Consider the following 16,583-nt stretch of genomic DNA (forward strand, 5'->3'; position numbering starts at 1 on the left):
CTTTGTACCCCAAGCAACAATTGACCCCGAACAAAAATGTTAGCTACTAGAAAAAATGTTAGCTACTAGAAAAACCGTACGTTACTCTAAATATTGAGTAAGTACGGTTTAATCACCTTGTCTTAGCCGACATTAAATAAAATTAATTGAGAAAGGAGGTTATTTGTGAATTAATAACAAAATCTGGTAAATCAATGATAACCGTTGCTGTCGCATAAGCTTTTGAATGGCTAATCGACACGATCACACTTTCTACTATCGGCCCTTCTACCACTTTAGGCGCACCCATTTCATTGGGAAGTACAACAATGTCGGTAAATTTTATTTTACCGATGCCGGTACCTAATGCTTTTGCATAAGCTTCTTTCACACTAAAACGACCGGCCAAAAATTCATATTGACGTTGCTCTTTCATATCCTGAAATAAAACTAATTCTTTTTCTGATAATATTTTAGTTGGAAACTGCGCATTACGTTCAACCGCTGCTGCTATTCGTTCAATTTCTACAATATCCGTTCCTAGGCGCATTTAAAATAACTCCATTTTAATCTTTTTTCATCATTTTAAAATTTTTATTGATATTCACTTTTTTAGAAGACTTGTTGCTTTTTCCTTGGTCTTTACCACGCGTGTTTTTATCAAATTTTTGATTTTTCTTTTTATCCTTACGTTTAAAATCTTGGTCACTGTCATGACGACGGTCACGATTGCGTCCACCCTCACGGCGTTCTCCACCATATTTACCTCCATCGCGACGACTACCACCGTCACGACGACGATTATCTCTTCTGCCACCACGACCTTTATTACCCGATTTATACCCTTTTTTATGCTGAGCATTTGGTAATGGTCTTTGTGGTGAGATTTGTACTTCAATATTACTATTATCGTTAATAATCGTTCCTAATAAAGCAGCGACTAAGTCATTCGCTTGGTAATGTTCTAATAATATTTTTGCGGTATTACGATGTTGTTGTGCATTACCTTCTTCTAACATTTCATTGACTTGATCAATTAACTGTTGAACTTGTCCCCACTGTGCCTCTTGGACGGTCGGCGGTTTCATTGGTGTCATTGTTTTTCGAGTTAATGTTTCAATCGTTCTTAAATATGGCATCTCATTTTGCGTGACAAAGGTAATTGAAGCACCTTCATTCCCTGCACGACCGGTACGTCCGATTCGATGAACATAACTTTCAGGGTCTTGGGTGATATCATAGTTATAGACATGCGTTACTCCTGAAATATCTAAACCACGTGCCGCTACATCCGTGGCTACTAATAGTTCAATTTCTCCGTTACGGAACTGATTAATAACAGTGGTACGTTTTTGTTGCGTAATATCACCATGAATTAATTCCGCATTAAATCCTCTTAAGGATAATCCTCGTCCCACTTCATCCACACGCTTTTTAGTACGACAGAAGACAATCGCTTGTTTGGGTGACTGTACATCTAATAAACGCGTTAGCACATCAAACTTTTCATCGTCACGACATTTAATAAAAAACTGTTCAATTAAGTCAGCAGTAATTTGCTTAGTTTCAATTTTAATATGTGCTGGTTCTTTTAAAAATTGATCGGCTAAATTACGAATTTCTTTAGGCATGGTTGCAGAAAATAGTAATGTTTGGCGGGTTTCAGGGGTTGTCTCAATAATGGCACGAATGTCGTCAATAAAACCCATATTCAACATTTCATCCGCTTCATCCAATACTAATGTTTGTAACTCATCTAATTTTAAAGCTTTACGACGCATCAAGTCTAAAATACGTCCTGGTGTCCCAACTACTATTTGAGGGGCATTTCGTTTTAAACGATTAATTTGATTCCCAATTGGGGCTCCGCCATAAACAACATAGACACGTGCTCTTTGCTCTTTGCCTAAACGGAATAATTCTTCTTGTACTTGAATCGCTAATTCACGCGTCGGTGCAATAACTAAACCTTGAACCGATTGGGTTTGACTATTTAATTTATTCAACATCGGTAAACCAAAAGCCGCTGTTTTACCAGTTCCGGTTTGAGCTTGACCAATTAAGTCTTTTCCTTCTAAAGCCACAGGCACTGCTTGTTGTTGAATCGGAGTCGGTTCTTCAAAACCTAACTCCTTAAGTGAGGTTACTAATAATGGTGATAAATTTAATTCTGAAAATTTCAATATCTTCTTCCTTTTCTTGTCTTTAAGACTTTTTATTTAACATAGCTTACCCGTGATACCTATCTTTTATTGTATCGAGCAAGAGATGTTATGGTGGGTAAGTTACAAATAAAAAAACCGCTTGGCGAAGAAATAGCAAAATGCGCTAGGTGCCATGCGGGTCAAACTTCCATAGAACGGTTGACTTAATGATACATCGTTAACTTTCCATTGCTTAGATTAACACAAATAAGATTGATAAACAAGCTATTTATGTTTTAGCTACTAAAAACTTGAAAACAAACTGATTCAAATAGGTAATGATTCATTATTTAGAAGCCCGTAATGTCATCTTCTTTTCAGAAAATTAGCTTTTAACAGAGTAAAAAATTGGAATTTTCATACGGAGGTAGGCAATCCTTGATTCATTCAGTCAAACTATTGCTCGGTAATAGTAAGCGCATTGGTTAACTAGCATCAAGCAGTGTCTTAAAGACTAATGTGAGGATAATTACTCCACTGGGCGACGGGCTGATTAGACATATAGAAAGTCGTCTGATTATCAACTTCTAGCCCACTCCCATGTAATTCTTTATTTTCTTAACATATTATGTGTTTCGTGGCCAGTTAAAGCGGTGACGACTTTTAATAAATCCACCCCTAAACTCGATTTAACTAACACGACATCTTCCGGTTGAATATCACGTTGTAATAATGCAATTAACTCATCGTGATCCGATTCAACATAATATAATGACTCTTGACTATACTCCGTTACTAACTCATTATATAAAGCTTTCATTTCCGTTCCAAATAAGTAGACACGGGCAATCTTATCTGGATCAATCGCCTCTTTAATACTTCGATGCAAATTAGCACTTTCAGGACCTAACTCTCTAACATCCCCTAAAACCGCTATTTTACGGCCAGTATGTTCCACAGGAACCGTTGATAAAGTTTTCAAAATGGCTTTCATTGAAGTTGGACTTGCATTATAGGCGTCATTTAATAAATCTGCCCCATTTAAAGTCTTAATCCATTCTAAACGATGGGCCGTTAATTCAAATTGAGCCAATTGAAAAATGGCTTGTTCCATTGGGATTTCTAAATGTTTGGCAATGGTTAAAGCAATCAACGCATTCGATACATTATAAGCGCCAATAACAGGTATCGTACTCACAATATTAGAATCGACATTTGTTTTAAAGAACGTTTTATTTTGTTCCTCAACTAAATCATAAGCATAAACATCATAAGAACTATCGAAACCAAAGCTACTGATTTGAATGGTTGGCGCTTTTTCATCTAATAATTCGCTTATTAATGGTTCATTGCCTGGATAGACGAATAATCCATCCGGTTTTAACCCGTTTAAAATTTCCATCTTAGCTTGGGCAATCCCTTTGCGTGATCCTAAAAATTCTAAGTGACTTTCGCCAATTAAAGTAATGGCCGCAATATTCGGTTCTGCTATTTTGCTCAACACTTCAATCTCGCCAAAGCCACTCATTCCCATTTCAGTTACACAGACTTGCGTATCCTCTGGCATTTTTAGCAAAGTATACGGAACACCGATTTCATTATTGTAATTTCCTTGCGTTTTATGAACTCGATATTTAGCTGATAATGTTGAAGCGGTCATATCTTTAGTGGTGGTCTTCCCGTTACTACCAGTAATACCAATCACGATGGGATTGATGACCTGACGATAATAATGAGCTAAATCCTGTAATGCTTTTAATGTATCATCTACTAAAATAATCGCAATCCGATCACTTGGCGCAGCCGATTCCTCTTTAGACCAAAATGTTGCTACAGCACCCATTTCAATTGCTTTTTCTACATAATCATGACCATCGGTTGCCCCTTGCAATGGCACAAATAATGATCCCGGGGTAATTTTTCTAGAATCAAATTCGACATTAGAAATCGAAATTGTGCGATCTTTTGCTGTGTAATCAATCGCATGAACGTGTTTTACAACGTCCATTAATTTTATCGGTTTCATCTTGTACCTCCACTAAAATCTGTCAGCAGTCAACGCTTTTTTTGCTTCAAAATGACGTAACCCTAACTGAATCAACTCTTCAACTAGGTCACGAGTACCTAAGCCTGTTCCTTGCCATAGCACTGGATACATACTATATGGCGTAAAACCTGGCATGGTATTAATTTCATTGATATAAATATCGTTATTGGCCGTTACAAAAAAGTCACAACGAGATAATCCACGCCCGTCAATTGCACGATACGCTAATAAAGCATACTCTTGAATTTTTTCGGCAACCGCTTCAGGTAATTCAGCTGGAATTTGCATTGAAACACTATTGTTTAAATATTTATTATCATAATCATAAAAACTTTGTTCTTTTACTAGTTTCCCGACCACACTCACATGAGCATCGGCATTACCTAAAATCGCTACTTCCACTTCATCGGCATTAATTCCTTGTTCAACTACAATTCTAAAATCGTATTTTAAAGCTAATTCAACCGCATTAGCTAATTCTTCAACATTTTCAACTTTACTAATTCCTACACTTGACCCCATATTGGCTGGTTTGACAAACATTGGATATAGCAAGCTACCTTCACATTTTTTAATCAGCTCATCCTTTGAATTGAGCCATGCTTGACGGTCAAATGCTTCAAATGGTACTTGCGGAATACCTACTTGGCTAAAAATATACTTACTAATTGTTTTATCCATGCCAGCTGCACTAGCTGTGACGCCTGCGCCAACATAAGGCATGTTTAACACTTCTAAAAACCCTTGAATAGTACCATCTTCTCCATTTGGTCCATGAAGCGCCGGAAAGACAATGGTGTCTTCCTCATAAATTGAACCTGGCTGAATCACTATACCTGTTGAAGCCGTATCAGCTTTTTGCGACCATTGAGCTATTTCAGCGGCTTCTAAAATGAGTTCGCCTGAAGTGCTAGGTGCTTCAGTTAGGGGGCTCCTTTAATCCAAACCCCATCACGTCGAATAAAAATAGGTTGGACGTCGTAATAGTTATACATAATTTGTTGGGCAATATTGTGTGCTGAAATGACTGATATATCATGTTCCGCACTTTGACCACCATATAGTAAAATTATTTTCATATTTTCCTCCAAATGCATGCTAGTTAGAAACAAATTCTACTTGCCAAATTTTTTCTTGATAATTGTACACCAATTGACCGACTTGATCCGTCTGACTTTGATTAGAAGTTAAAAGTGTTAATTCATCTTCAATGATAAATAACGGTACAAACCACTGGCCAGCCGTATCATAGGCTTGAGCAAAGTCAATTTTCAATCCTTTCGTGAATAGTGGTGCTATTTGTTCTACAATGGCTTCCGGAACCGGCTTAGCGATTTCTTTCTTCTTAAAAAAGAAAGAGCGTCCTTCATTTAATAAATTTTGCATCTGCTCTTGTAACACTCTTTGAAATCGCAAATTAAAATGTTGGGAATAACGATAATAGGTTTTTATTAAGCCGTTCGGCAAGGTTAGAAACGCATAATTATTTTGTAATTTATAAAAAAAGCTGATCTTAAGGTTTGATTTGCATGGAATAAATATAATATTTCTGCAATCTCATTAGGAGTTAATTGGTGCATCATACTGACACTTTCAAAATCCATCCAATTAGACACACGCACTTTTTCTTTGCGACAATAATTCAAGTATTCTAAAACTTCTGGTTTCCCTCTTAATATCTTAAAGTTGGTTCTCACATCATATTTTCCAAAATTAGAAGGCGATTCTGCCAATATCATATTATTGGGTACGTATTTTGCATCAAAATCCGTCGGCATCAAATTAATTCCCCGTGTCATGATATGACTCGTTACCGAATCATAATGTACATACAAATTAATTCTCATTTTTTTGCCCCCCTTCTGGTTTTTTACCATAATATACAATCACCCTATATTCTACTCTCTTTTTTTATAAAGTTAAAGTGTAATTCAATAATAAATCACTAAATTAACACAAAAAAGGAGAGGAAAGATGGCAAACTTCATTTTGAAATTTGTTCTCTTTTCACCTCTCCTATTTTAGGGGTCCAAATCGACACACTAAAATAAAACATCATGGTATCCATCCATTATTGGAATTGAAGATTTGCTTTAAAACTCTACTTTTGGTGCTACACGAGCTTCTTCGGGTGTTTCTAAGAACACTTTCTTAGTAAAGCCATGAACACCCGCAACGATATTGTTAGGAATCGTTTCAATCTTAGTATTATATTGATTAATGCTAGAGTTATATAACATTCTAGCTTTAGCAATTTTATCTTCTGTATCGGTTAAGCTACGTTGCAATTCAGCGAAATTAGTATTTGCCTTTAAATCCGGATAAGATTCGGCTACTGCTAATAAACGAGACAAAGCACCTGTTAAAGCATTTGAGGCCGCATTAATTTGTTCGGGTGACGCATTCGCGACATCGATTAATTGTTGACGGGCTTTGATTACGGAGTCTAAAGTTTCTTTTTCATGAGCCGCATATCCTTTGACTGTTTCGACTAAATTAGGGATTAAGTCATTGCGTCGTTGTAACTGCACATCGACTTGACTAAAACTTTCTTCAGCCCAGTTTCTTGTTTTAATTAAATTATTATAAATTCCAACCCAAGCTAAGGCAATTAAAACTAAAATTCCTAGTATGATTAAAAATGGCATGGTACATCAACCTTTCTTTTTTCGTATATCTTAATTATACTTAATCCCTTTGAAAAAGTCGATTGAAAACACTAAACAGAAGATGTTAACAACCTTTATTTAGTCCACGCTTGCAATTGTTCTGCGTCTGCATAGACAAAATGTTCTGGGGATATTTCATATTTTCTTACATCTCCAGTCGGTTCTTGATGCTGATAAGGAACCCGTTGACGAACACTTTCACTAATCGGATCTGGTTGAGGAACTGCTGATAATAAGGATTTCGTATAAGGATGAATAGGATTTTGATAAATTTCAGTAGCTGGCCCTACTTCAAGTATTTTTCCTGCATACATCACCGCAATTCGGTCGCTAATATATTTTACCATTGATAAATCATGGGCAATAAATAAATAGGTTAATTGACGTTCTTTTTGTAATTTTTTCAATAAGTTAACGACTTGCGCTTGAATCGAAACATCTAGTGCTGAAATAGGTTCATCCGCGATAATGAATTTGGGTTGCAACGCTAAAGCTCGCGCAATACCAATACGTTGTCTTTGACCTCCTGAAAATTCATGAGCATAACGATTTTGATGCTCTTTATTTAACCCTACCGCTTCTAATAATTCGCCAATTCGATTACGACGTTCAGCTTTGTTTTTATAAAGTCCATGAATATCAAAACCTTCACTAATAATTTCGCCAGCGGTCATACGCGGATTTAAGGAAGCATAAGGATCTTGGAAAATCATTTGTAGTTGACGGGCCAAATCTTTTTTATCTTTAGCACTTTGCTTACCACTGACGACTTTCCCGTCGAAAGTAATCGTGCCCCCCGTAATATCATACAGTCCAATTATCGAGCGTCCCGTTGTAGATTTACCACAACCAGACTCTCCTACAAGACCTAGCGTTTCGCCTTCATAAACTTCGAATGAAATACCATCAACGGCCTTAATCGGTTGTTGACTGTTTCCAAAATATTGTTTGAAATCTTTTACTTCTAAAAGTACTTTCTTACTCATTTGTAACGCCTCCTTCTTTTAAGTATCGTTGAATTCTTTTCTGAATCATTTCTGGTACTTCGATATTAGGTGCCCCTTCAGCCATTAACCAAGATTTAACGAAATGGTTCTCATTGACTTTAAACATTGGGGGCTCTTTTTCATAATCAATCCTCATTGCATAGCGATTACGTGGAGCAAAAGCATCCCCTTTAGGAGGATTTATTAAATTCGGTGGCGAACCTGGGATAGTATAAAGTTCTTGGGCATCATCATTTTCCAAATCAGGCATTGAACCTAGTAGTCCCCAAGTATAAGGATGTTTAGGATTATAAAAAATTTCATTGACGGTACCGTACTCTATAATTTGGCCCGCATACATCACCGCTACCTTATCGGCAACATTCGCCACTACGCCTAAGTCATGCGTAATAAAGATAATCGAATTGCCATTTTTTTGTTGAATCTCTTTCATTAATTCTAATATTTGTGCTTGAATCGTTACATCTAATGCCGTAGTAGGTTCATCAGCAATTAATAGCTTAGGTTCCGCTGCTAAGGCAATCGCGATGACTACCCGTTGTCTCATCCCACCTGAAAATTCATGAGGGTATTGTTCATAACGGCGCTCTGGAAATGGAATTCCGACTTCTTTTAATAACTCTATCGAACGCGCTTTGGCTTGTGCTTTAGAGATATCTTTTTTATGTCGTAAAATGACTTCGGCAATTTGTTTGCCAACTTTCATTGTTGGGTTTAAAGCAGTCATCGGATCTTGGAAAATCATCGCAATATCTTTCCCACGGATATCGCTCATTTGATTTTCGGTTAATTGCAATAAATCTTGTCCATTAAATAAAATTTCTCCCGCATCAAAATGTCCAGGTGGCTGTGGAATTAAACGCATAATCGCATTACACGCTACTGATTTTCCTGAGCCTGATTCTCCTACAATGGCTAAGGTTTCTCCTTTTTCTAAAGAAAAATTAACCCCACGAACGGCTTGAACACGACCCGCAAAAGTTTTAAAACTAATACGCAAATCATTTACTTGTAATAATTTTTCTGTCATATTAGTCACCTCTACTTTCTAAGTTTTGGATCGAGTGCATCACGTAAACCATCACCGACCGCATTAAATGCAAAAATTGTTAATGAAATTAATAACGCTGGAAATATTAAACGCCACGGTGCCGTCATAATGGCTTCGTTTCCTTCTGAAGCCATCGTTCCCCAACTGGCCATTGGCGGTGTCACCCCAAGACCTAAATAACTAAGAAATGATTCCGTAAAGATTGCTGAAGGAATCGATAGTGTCATCGTGACAATAATCGCTCCCATCGCATTTGGAATCAAATGTTTTAGTATCAAGTGAGTGGTATTCGCCCCTAATGTACGCGCCGCTAAAACATATTCTTGGTTCTTGATAGATAATACTTCTCCACGGACAATGCGAGCCATTCGTACCCAACCTGTTATCGAAAGGGCCACAATCATTGGCATTAACCCTTTATCCATAACAACTAATAGTAAAATAACAATCAATAAATAAGGGACCGCCGTTAAAATATCAGCAATACGCATCATAATATTATCGACACGTCCACCTACAATCCCGGCAATACTGCCCCATAATACTCCGATAATTAAGTCAATAGCAGCAGCTGCTAATCCAATAAATAAGGAAATACGTGCTCCAACCCAAATCCGGACAAAAATATCTCGCCCTAAGTTATCAGTACCAAACCAATGGGTCGCATTGGGTGGCATATTATAATTTTTGGTTTGTTGACTAAAACTAAATGGTGACACCATTGGCACAAAAATCGCCATTAAGGCCACTACAATTAATAACCCAACCCCAAACATCGCTAGTTTATTACGGCTAAAAGTATGAAAGACTTCTCCCCAAAACGATACCGTTTTATTACTTAAAATATCAGTTTGATCTTCAGAAATCCCTACTATTTCAAAATCTTTGGGATTTAATTTTTCTTCATGAGTCATTATTATTCAGCTCCTTCCAACTTAATTCGTGGATCAACCATTACATAAATGATATCCACAATTAAGACCGCGAATAATAATAGAATAGAATAGAAAACAGTGGTTCCCATAATCATCGTATAATCACGGTTATTAATACTAGTAACAAAGTGTTTACCGAGTCCAGGTATCGCAAAAATATTTTCAACAATAAAACTCCCCGTTACCACGCCGGCAGTTAAAGGTCCTAAGTATGTAATAACAGGTAATAATGCATTGCGCAGTGAATGCTTGAAGACCACATTCCATTTTCTTAATCCTTTTGCTCGAGCTAATTTTACATATTCAGATGTATTTTGTTCCAGCATACTAGATCGGACCATTTTGGCCACATTTCCCATGTAACTTAAAGCCATCGCAAATGAAGGCATGATGGTGTAACTAAATCCTTTCCAACCACTTAAAGGGAACAATCCCAATTTCAATCCTAAAAAATATTGCATTAATCCTGCTAAAATAAATGAAGGAATTGAAATTCCTAAGACAGCAATTATAGTTGAAATATAATCACCTAATTTATTATGGTACATAGCAGAAATGACCCCTAATAAAACCCCAAAACCGACTGCTAAAAAGAGCGCCTGGGCCCCTAAGGCTAATGAGATAGGAAATGAGTTAAAGATCATATCGTTAGCCGAACGACCTTTATACTTCATAGACTCACCAAAATCAAATTTTAAAATGTTTAATAAATAGTCTTTGTATTGCACATACCATGGATTATCTAAGCCATAGGTTTCATTTAATTGTTTTTCAATCGCAGGCGTTAGTGCTCTTTCACTAGCAAAAGGACTACCGGGTGCAATTCTCATTAAGAAAAACGTTAGTGTTATAATGAAAAAAGTGCAATCAGTATATAAACGATTCTCTTAAAGATATACTTTTTCATCTAATATTCCTCCTTATATTATCAAAAGTTTGCGCCACCGTTTAATAAAGCAACACGAAATGGGCGTAGGCAAGAAGTAGAAAATCACTGATTTTCGCTTCGTATGCCCACCCCCGCACAGTATGGAGTAGGAATCAAACAAGTTAGAAAAATACCGTTTCACGCCATTCACCCACTGCGCAATGATATAACGATATGAAACTGGACAGAAATTATTAAGTTTCTGCCCAGTTTCAAGTCATTCCGTTATATTTTATTCAACTACGACATTTTTCAAATCAATATTACCTAATGCATCAGGTTCCATATTTTTAATGTTGTCTTTCTTAACTGATAAGTTAGTGTAGTAATACAATGGGATAACTGGCATTTCTTCAATCATGACAGCTTCAGCTTGTTTTAATAATTCTGTACGTTTATCAAGATCCGTTTCTAACTCAGCTTCTTTTAATAATTTAGTGTATTCTTCATTAGTCCAACCAGTATCATTATTACCATTGTCTACTGAATCATACATACCTAAGAATGAAGAAGCGTCGTTGTAGTCTGCAATCCAACCTAAACGTCCAATTTGATAATCTAAAGCGGATAATTTATCTAAATAAACTTGCCATTCAGAGTTATCAATTTCAGCGTTAATGCCTAAATTACTTGCCCAACCTTCTTGGATATATTGCGCAATTGTTGAATGCGCTTCTGATGTATTAATTGAAATTTTTACAGTTAATTCACTAGGATCTTGTAATCCTAATTCTTCTAATCCTTTTGCTAAATATTCTTTAGCTTGTTCAAAATCAGCATCTTTGAAGTAACCACGGTCTTCTTCAAAACCAGCAATGGTTTGTGGAACATAACCTAATGCTGGTTCTTGTTCACCTTTAGTAATATTGTCTACTAAACCTTGACGGTCAATTGCTAGAGCTAAAGCTTTACGAATATTCACATTAGACATTACTTCATCGGTTGTATTAATTTTGTACCAATAAATAGCAGCATAGTCAGAGATATCTAAGGATCCGTCTGCTTTATAAGTATCAATCGCATCTAATGAAACACTATTATAAGGTGATCCTAAGTAATCTAATTCCCCTGCTTGATACATAGCATTAGCAGTCGCTTCAGATTCCACCATTTGGACATTGACAGTTTCTAATGATACATTGGCTGCATCCCAGTAATTTTCATTCTTAGTTAATACATAGTCACTAGAGTGGTTCCATTCAGATAAGACGAATGGTCCGTTAGTTACGTAATCTTCTCCCGCTTCCATTGCCCAATCAGGGTTCGCTTCTACTACTGCTTGATTAACTGGCATAAAGGTATAGTGCGCAATTAATTCAGGGAAATAGGCTACTGGAGCGTTTAATTTAACTTCTAAAGTCGTATCATCTAGTGCTTTAACACCGACAGCATCTTCTTGGCCTTCTCCCGTATTATAAGCTTCCCCTCCTTCAATCACATAAAGTAAGTTCGCATATTCTGATAAAGTTTCCGGATTTAAAACACGTTTCCATGCAAATTCAAAATCACTTGCTTTCACTGGGTCACCATTTGACCATGTTAAACCTTCACGTAATTTGAACGTATAAGTTAAGCCGTCTTCGCTTACTTCCCAAGACTCAGCCACTGCTGGTACTGGTTGATTGTCTTCGATAGCTGTTAAACCTTCAAAGACGTTTTTAACAATCGCACCTGACGTACTATCAGTTGCAATCCCAGGGTCCACAGTAGGTGGCTCAGATGTCGTTGATAAGGTTAAGGTTTGTTCTGCTTGAGCGCCAACTTTGGTTACGAATAATGGAGACATTGCGTTAAATGATAATAGTGCCGTACCTAAAAGGGCTGCTTTTTTAAAGAATTTTCTCATTAATGTTTCCTCCTATTTGGTATTTATGATAGCTGCATTAAAGATTACCTCTTTAAATGAGATAATACACTAAATGAAATTAAAAATCAAGATTATTTTTAATTAATTTTTAATTTTTAAAAATGAAACCCTGAAACATTTTATTTGTTTCAGGGTTTCATTAAATTATGATAAATCTAAACTAGGTTGAGCATTGAAATCTAAACTACCCATTTGTTGTTGTAGATACATTTGATAAGCAGCAGCCCCAATCATTGCGGCATTGTCACCACACAAAGGTAATGAAGGAATCAATACTTCGATTGGATCTAAGGTTGCCACTAATTCTTTTCTTAATCCGGAATTAGCTGCCACCCCACCAGCTAAGATAAATTGTTTAACTGAAGGATATTTCGCCACTGCTTTCGCCGCTTTAGTCGTTAGAACTTCAATAACTGCTGTTTGGAAACTAGTCGCTAAATCTTCTTTCACAATTGTCTCACCACGTTGTTGAGCATTATGAACGAGATTCATAATAGCACTTTTCATGCCACTAAAACTAAAATCAAGATTATCTTCATGAATCATCGCTCTAGGAACTGGATAGGTTGTTTGTCCTGTTTGTGCTAATTGATCTAAGTATTTTCCAGCTGGATAAGGTAAATCTAATATCCGCCCTACTTTATCATAAGCTTCTCCAACCGCATCATCTTGTGTCTCGCCAATAACTTCAAACTGGTTATGGTTTTCCATGTAAACGAGCTCAGTATGACCGCCACTTGCGATTAAGGCTAATAATGGGAATTGTAATTGATTTTCTAATTGACATGCATAAATATGCCCTGCCAAATGGTTAACTTCAATTAATGGTTTATCATGAACGAAGGCTAATGTTTTAGCAGCAGTAATGCCAATCAGTAAAGCCCCAACTAGTCCTGGACCTTTGGTGACGGCAATCGCATCAATCTCATCTATTGACACTTGTGCTTTTTTTAATGCCAGTTGATAAATTTGAGTGATTTGTTCAACATGATGACGACTGGCTACTTCTGGTACGACACCACCAAATCGCATATGTGATTTAATTTGCGAAGCCACAATATTGCTGCGTATAATCGAACCATTTTCAATGACGGCAACACTTGTTTCGTCACAGCTTGACTCAAATGCTAAAATGAGATTATTCTTTTGACTCATCTTGATCTCCTTTCGTCAAATTTTTTTGGAAAATATAAGCATCCTCCATGGGATTTTGATAATAATTCTTGCGATTAATTAATAAATCGAAGCCGGTTTTTTGATATAAATGAATTGCCGAATGATTACTCGCTCGTACTTCTAAAAAGATATTTTTTACTTGACGCTGACTTAATTGGTTTAATACAAAGACGAGTAATTCCGTTGCTAACCCTTGTTGTCGAAAGGTCTTATCAATGTAGACCATATTGATCGACGCTTCATCTAAAATATGATGCAAAGCGACATAACCTAATAATTTGTCTTGATTAACCAAACAATAATATTCACTATGTTCATTATTAAAATCCATTAACGTTTGGGCTTCATTCCACCCAAAATGTCGATTAGCTTCGATAATTTGTTCTTTTATTGGCGACATCATTAGTTTTCCTTTTATCGGTACAACATGGTACTCTATCAATCCTTATTCCTTCTCTCTACGACACATAATTAAAGCCGTTTCGTGATTATTGTAATAATAGTTTTCCCTTTGATTAATGACTTGAAAACCCATTTTTTGATATAATTTTTGAGCACGTTGATTACTTTCTCGTACTTCCAAAGTGATTTGCTTTGTCTTAAATTGTTTAGCGATAGATAGCCATTCACTCACTAGCCACTGACCTAACCCTTTTGATTGGTATCTTGGCAGCACCATCAACTGACTGATATGTGAATCTCGATACAGGACTCTACCAGTGATTACTCCTACTAACTTTCCTTGCAACTCAATCACTAAATACAAGGCATAAGGATTTTTTCGCCAATCATTTAAAAAATCAGCTTTACGCCAGGCCAAATAACCGTCGTAAGTTTGTTTTTCAATTTGTTCAAAAAATTCAAGATCCGATTGGTGACACAGTCGTAATACAAAGCCCTCAGGATGGGTTTTTGCTTGCCAATCCAGTTGTTCCATTATTTTGGGCATGGTAGGCGTTACTAAGTGCTTGCCTGATAGTCGTGTTTTGAATTTAGTTAATTGTTGTATCAACCAATGTATCATAACCGTCTACCTGCTCTTTTTTCTCTAACCATTCTCGCTCAGCTAAAGTCAACTGAGCATAATTTGGAGATAATAAATCAATATCTACAATAGGCTCTTTTATTAAACCCATTGAACGTTCCATACGTGGTAAAGCTGACACATCGTCAACCCATCGATAATTTGAATCAGGCAACACCTCTTTGACTAGCGGCTCAAAATTTGCGATTTGATGCCCTACGAAAACAATCTCATCATACTGACTTAAGATAGACGCATTGTTTACTAACCACAATCGCCAATCACTATGACTATCTTCAAGAATAGTGTTAAGATTACCCGTCATATCTATTTGGTAAATAGCAGTATAGCAACTCTCTCGACGTGCATCCACGATTGGCACAATGGCTACTATTTTGTCAGACGGGTCAACGCTTAAAGCCATTACGGCTAGACTCGAAACAGGATAAACGGGTATATTTTGACTAACAGCCCACATTTTTGCCGCTGTAACACCTATTCTTAAGCCCGTATAAGACCCCGGTCCCATTCCAATAATAATGCCATCAACCTCTTTTGCCGTCACTTGATTGCTTGCTAAAAGCTCTTTAATTTTGGGTAATAATAATACGCCATGTTGCATTTGTGATTGATTATTTTCAAATGCTATAATGTTTTGATTGTTAAACAAGGCTAAACTAAGTAAATTTGAAGATGTATCAATGGCTAATAAACGCATATGATCGCCCCTTTCATTTGTCTATCTTATCATAAGCACGGCCATATTTCACTTAATAATTTTTCGTTCATATCGATCATTTAATAAAAAAACATTGCCAATGCTTTGCACTTTTAACTGCATTTCCTGAAAATACCTGTGTATTCTAGGGTAACAGTCCGTTTGCTTACATTGACAATGCTACTAAACTTTATAAACTATCGTTCCATCACTTGACCTTTGATGGCATCCACTAACATTGAACCTGTTTGACCTTCAGAACGTTGATAAACGACATTCCAAACTGGAAGGTAAATATTTATCTCGTCCCATTCTTTATATTTAATATAAGATAAAGTCACATGAATAATGGTTGAATTAGAAGGCAAGTTCGTCTGAATACGGGTATCGAGTACTTCAATTGCTTCACGTGCTGTGATTAATTTATAAGGTTTATCCTCATCTAAAGTCACAAAATTATGCTGATACGTTTGAGTGTAGGACGCAATATTATAGTTTTCATCTAATTGTAATTTAATCTCAGCACTCCCATCTACAATGGGGGTATTATTAATAGCTGTCATCCAAAAAACAATGGTCCGATTGGTTGGTAAATACCAATATTGCGTATAAGCCCCACCTTCAATAAATAACTCATCATTCAATAAATATTGATCACGAATAAATTTTGCCACTTCGCTTGGTAAAGTGCTCGTTTCAGGCGTTATTTGCCCTTCCATATTTAACGGTTCATCAAAAGTAGCTGTTAATACATTTTCGTCTGATAAATTCACTTGCTGATGAGTTAATTGATTCAATCCATCACGTAATACGGTATTATCTTCAGTTTTAATTAAGATGCCTTCAACTTCTTCTTCGTTTAGTGGTGACAACAAAGTGATATCACGAGCTTGAAGTCTCTGTTCAATGCTTTGTTGCTGAAAATCACTTTGACGAATGGTAGTAGATTGAACTTGTTGATAGACTCTAAACCCTAAATAAATATCAAAGATTAAAAAAAACAAAGTTAACATTAACATAATTCGTTTAAAATCCATT

The 16,583-nt window shown here is 36.4% G+C and carries 16 protein-coding genes and 1 pseudogene; all 17 read right to left on the minus strand.

The window, feature by feature from the left end; translation table 11 throughout:
- Positions 1–142: 142 nt before the first annotated feature.
- Positions 143–529: a holo-ACP synthase gene (acpS, locus tag LB888_RS03895; protein ID WP_318753695.1), complete on the minus strand. Its 387-nt coding sequence runs from the start codon at positions 527–529 to the stop codon at positions 143–145.
- A 16-nt stretch (positions 530–545) separates the two neighbouring features.
- Positions 546–2,162, minus strand: a complete 1,617-nt coding sequence (locus LB888_RS03900) for a DEAD/DEAH box helicase (protein WP_318753696.1) — start codon at positions 2,160–2,162, stop codon at positions 546–548.
- Positions 2,163–2,733: 571 nt separating this feature from the next.
- Positions 2,734–4,149 carry a UDP-N-acetylmuramoyl-tripeptide--D-alanyl-D-alanine ligase gene (locus LB888_RS03905; protein WP_318753697.1) on the minus strand — a complete coding sequence of 472 codons (1,416 nt, stop codon included), beginning with the start codon at positions 4,147–4,149 and terminating at the stop codon, positions 2,734–2,736.
- A gap of 12 nt (positions 4,150–4,161) precedes the next feature.
- Positions 4,162–5,249: pseudogene (locus LB888_RS03910) on the minus strand (D-alanine--D-alanine ligase family protein).
- 19 nt (positions 5,250–5,268) lie between these two features.
- Positions 5,269–5,556 (minus strand): hypothetical protein, encoded by a 288-nt coding sequence (locus tag LB888_RS03915; protein WP_318753698.1) that lies wholly within the window; start codon positions 5,554–5,556, stop codon positions 5,269–5,271.
- Positions 5,557–5,639: 83 nt separating this feature from the next.
- Complete coding sequence (locus LB888_RS03920; RefSeq protein ID WP_318753699.1) at positions 5,640–6,017, minus strand: hypothetical protein; 378 nt, start codon at positions 6,015–6,017, stop codon at positions 5,640–5,642.
- A 246-nt stretch (positions 6,018–6,263) separates the two neighbouring features.
- Positions 6,264–6,818 (minus strand): LemA family protein, encoded by a 555-nt coding sequence (locus LB888_RS03925; protein WP_101813118.1) that lies wholly within the window; start codon positions 6,816–6,818, stop codon positions 6,264–6,266.
- Between the two features lie 95 nt (positions 6,819–6,913).
- Positions 6,914–7,825 carry an ABC transporter ATP-binding protein gene (locus LB888_RS03930; RefSeq protein ID WP_078755523.1) on the minus strand — a complete coding sequence of 304 codons (912 nt, stop codon included), beginning with the start codon at positions 7,823–7,825 and terminating at the stop codon, positions 6,914–6,916.
- Positions 7,818–8,876 (minus strand): ABC transporter ATP-binding protein, encoded by a 1,059-nt coding sequence (locus LB888_RS03935; protein WP_318753700.1) that lies wholly within the window; start codon positions 8,874–8,876, stop codon positions 7,818–7,820. Before LB888_RS03935 ends, LB888_RS03930 begins: the two co-directional genes overlap by 8 nt.
- 11 nt (positions 8,877–8,887) lie before the next feature.
- Complete coding sequence (locus LB888_RS03940; protein ID WP_318753701.1) at positions 8,888–9,811, minus strand: ABC transporter permease; 924 nt, start codon at positions 9,809–9,811, stop codon at positions 8,888–8,890.
- Positions 9,812–9,813: 2 nt separating this feature from the next.
- On the minus strand, positions 9,814–10,662 hold the full coding sequence (locus LB888_RS03945) for an ABC transporter permease (RefSeq protein WP_318753702.1): 849 nt from the start codon (positions 10,660–10,662) through the stop codon (positions 9,814–9,816).
- A 330-nt stretch (positions 10,663–10,992) separates the two neighbouring features.
- Positions 10,993–12,606, minus strand: a complete 1,614-nt coding sequence (locus LB888_RS03950) for a peptide ABC transporter substrate-binding protein (RefSeq protein WP_318753703.1) — start codon at positions 12,604–12,606, stop codon at positions 10,993–10,995.
- A 165-nt stretch (positions 12,607–12,771) separates the two neighbouring features.
- Positions 12,772–13,782 (minus strand): tRNA (adenosine(37)-N6)-threonylcarbamoyltransferase complex transferase subunit TsaD, encoded by a 1,011-nt coding sequence (gene tsaD, locus LB888_RS03955; RefSeq protein WP_318753704.1) that lies wholly within the window; start codon positions 13,780–13,782, stop codon positions 12,772–12,774.
- Positions 13,766–14,245 (minus strand): ribosomal protein S18-alanine N-acetyltransferase, encoded by a 480-nt coding sequence (gene rimI, locus LB888_RS03960; RefSeq protein ID WP_318753705.1) that lies wholly within the window; start codon positions 14,243–14,245, stop codon positions 13,766–13,768. The genes tsaD and rimI (LB888_RS03960) overlap by 17 nt, the downstream gene beginning before the upstream one ends.
- A 3-nt stretch (positions 14,246–14,248) precedes the next feature.
- Positions 14,249–14,827: a ribosomal protein S18-alanine N-acetyltransferase gene (gene rimI / locus LB888_RS03965; RefSeq protein ID WP_276647576.1), complete on the minus strand. Its 579-nt coding sequence runs from the start codon at positions 14,825–14,827 to the stop codon at positions 14,249–14,251.
- Positions 14,796–15,545, minus strand: a complete 750-nt coding sequence (gene tsaB, locus LB888_RS03970; RefSeq protein ID WP_318753706.1) for a tRNA (adenosine(37)-N6)-threonylcarbamoyltransferase complex dimerization subunit type 1 TsaB — start codon at positions 15,543–15,545, stop codon at positions 14,796–14,798. Before tsaB ends, rimI (LB888_RS03965) begins: the two co-directional genes overlap by 32 nt.
- A 197-nt stretch (positions 15,546–15,742) precedes the next feature.
- A complete protein-coding gene (yycI, locus tag LB888_RS03975; RefSeq protein ID WP_276647570.1) occupies positions 15,743–16,582 on the minus strand; it encodes a two-component system regulatory protein YycI in 840 nt (279 codons plus the stop codon).
- Position 16,583 lies beyond the last annotated feature (1 nt).

Origin of the sequence: Globicatella sp. PHS-GS-PNBC-21-1553 (genome assembly GCF_033564055.1) — a bacterium.
Taxonomy (GTDB): Bacteria; Bacillota; Bacilli; order Lactobacillales; family Aerococcaceae; genus Globicatella; species Globicatella sulfidifaciens.